The following is a 2289-nucleotide window of genomic DNA, read 5'->3' as shown; positions in this document are numbered from 1 at the left end:
GGTATGTTCATATTGGGCGGAGAGTTTTCCATCTGCCGTTCTCGCCGTCCAGCCGTCTTGGTCCATTTTCATGTGCCATGTTCCTGCATTCAACATTGGCTCGATCGTGATGACCATTCCCTCTTTTAGACGCGCACCTTTACCTGGCTTACCATAATGCAGGACTGTTGGGTCTTCGTGCATGGTTTTACCGATTCCGTGCCCTGTAAAATCGCGAACGACAGAAAACTTTTCACCTTCTGCATATGACTGGATTGCATGCCCGATGTCCCCAAGGCGATTTCCTGCACGTGCAACTTCGATGCCTCTATATAAAGCATTCTTGGTTACATCCATTAAACGCTGAGCTTCATCGGAAACTTCACCGACTGCATATGTCCAAGCTGAATCCGCCAAACCTCCGTTAAGGTTCACCACCATATCAATCGTAACGATGTCTCCCTCTTTTAAGGCTTTCTTTTGCGGAAAGCCGTGGCATATCACATCATTCACTGATGCACACGTTGCATATTTGTAGCCGTTATAGCCCTTTTGTTCAGGTGTAGCACCATGCTCAGCCAAGTACTTATCGACAAATTCTTCGATTTCCCAAGTCGTGATGTCCGGTTTTATCATTTTTGCAATTTCTCTATGCGTCGCAGCAAGAAGTTTGCCCGCTTCATGCATCAAATTTATTTCTCGTTCACTTTTAATGGTTATCATTTAAAATCCTCTTTCGTTTTATAACTTTTCTGATTGAGACTCCTTATTTATCATATGCCTTTTTTTATATAAAAAGCAACCAAAAACCCGGTAAAAATCACCGGGTTCATTAATTCAAGACCTATTCCGTACCCGTAATTCCGAGAAAAATAAGCTTTTTAATGACAAAATTGATAAAAATATGTTTATCCTTTACCCAAAATGATTATTTTTCCGGGGAGTGAATTACCTACAACTTATAATCACTATTAATTGTTCAAAAATTCTATATAGGACCATGAGCATTAATTGGGTACAGATTCCCATTAAATGCGAATGAAACTCTTCCTGTTTCCTCTGATACGACCAATACAAGGGCATCACTTCGTTCAGATAAACCTAAAGCAGAGCGATGCCGTGTTCCAAGTTTTTTTCCTCCTGTTGATCTTTCGGAAAGCGGAAGGACATTTGCTGCGGAAACAATTTGATTTTGACTAACCAATACAGCACCATCATGTAGTGGATTTCCAGGAAAAAAAATTGATTCCAATAAAGAATGGGTTAACTCCGCTCCTATTGAAATACCTGGTTGGATCAAAGAATCAAGAGGATCTCCCCGTTGAATCACAATTAACCCGCCATGTCTCAAGTTTGACAAATTTTGTACACAAATTGATAATTCGGGATATTTGTCCGTAAACGGTGACAAATAACAGTTCAAATAAAAGGTTGCTGCTTTCATATCGATGTATACGAATTTATCCTTTATTTTCTCAAAATTTCCAAGAAGACAATAATTTTCATCACCCATTGCTTCTAAGTTATCCTGTAATGACGATATTACTTGACGAATTTCCTCTTTTAACATTTGTTTCATTGGTGAAAAATCACAATTGCCATTAGTCACAGGCATGCACCTCCCTTTTATAATTTCACTCTCTTTTATTCAATAAATCTTAATTGGCTCTCTAAAAGAACATACTAATTTTCCCTAGCTCTGTTTGTACCTTGTTAATTTATAATTATGAATGTACTTAAAGTTTGTCTTCAAGATAATTAATTATTCATCTTAACTATCAATCAGTAATGACTTCACATTTTTTTATGTCATATGGACAAGGTAAGTGAATAGATATGTAAATGACCTGTTGAAAGATATCTTATAAAAAGAGGTGGTATTAGATGCCTTGCGTAACAGTATTTGACCAAGGAACGTTTGAAGTTGAAAATGGAAAAAAGTTAGTATTAGCATTGGAAGATCACGGTATTAATATTCTTCACCGATGTGGCGGGAAGGCTAAATGTACAACTTGCAGAGTGGAAATTTTCGCAGGTGATTTTTTGGAGGTCACACATAAAGAAAAAAAGATCTTTGAAGAAAAAGGGATGGAAGATCATTTGCGTTTATCTTGTCAAATTTACGTGAATGGGGACATAACCGTTCGGCCGATCAAGACTGTTGAGAACTCTGGACTTCCTGCTGGGCCAAGGCCTGCAGACTAAATAGTAGTAACAAAAACATCAAAATGACTAAAAATAGTTTTTCTAGTCGTTTTGATGTTCTTTATTTATAGATAAATGATTTACTTCTTTTCCATGACCGCAAAG

General features: G+C 37.5%; 3 protein-coding genes. 1 reads left to right on the top strand and 2 read right to left on the bottom strand.

The features are described from left to right. Together map and cdaS are read right to left on the bottom strand one after the other, a co-directional pair. A partial coding sequence (map, locus tag ACFVSH_RS25635) for a type I methionyl aminopeptidase (protein ID WP_387708576.1) occupies positions 1-702 on the bottom strand: 702 nt, incomplete at its 3' end. Between the two features lie 265 nt (positions 703-967). Then, a complete protein-coding gene (cdaS, locus tag ACFVSH_RS25630) occupies positions 968-1594 on the bottom strand; it encodes a sporulation-specific diadenylate cyclase CdaS (RefSeq protein WP_387708574.1) in 627 nt (208 codons plus the stop codon). Positions 1595-1863: 269 nt separating this feature from the next. Between cdaS and ACFVSH_RS25625 the strand changes: the two genes are divergently transcribed. Continuing rightward, on the top strand, positions 1864-2184 hold the full coding sequence (locus ACFVSH_RS25625; RefSeq protein ID WP_387598530.1) for a 2Fe-2S iron-sulfur cluster-binding protein: 321 nt from the start codon (positions 1864-1866) through the stop codon (positions 2182-2184). The last annotated feature ends 105 nt before the right edge of the window (positions 2185-2289 follow it).

The organism is Peribacillus sp. NPDC058002, from assembly GCF_042886655.1.
GTDB lineage: Bacteria > Bacillota > Bacilli > Bacillales > DSM-1321 > Peribacillus > Peribacillus aracenensis.
This window is presented reverse-complemented; position numbering and strand designations above follow the sequence as displayed.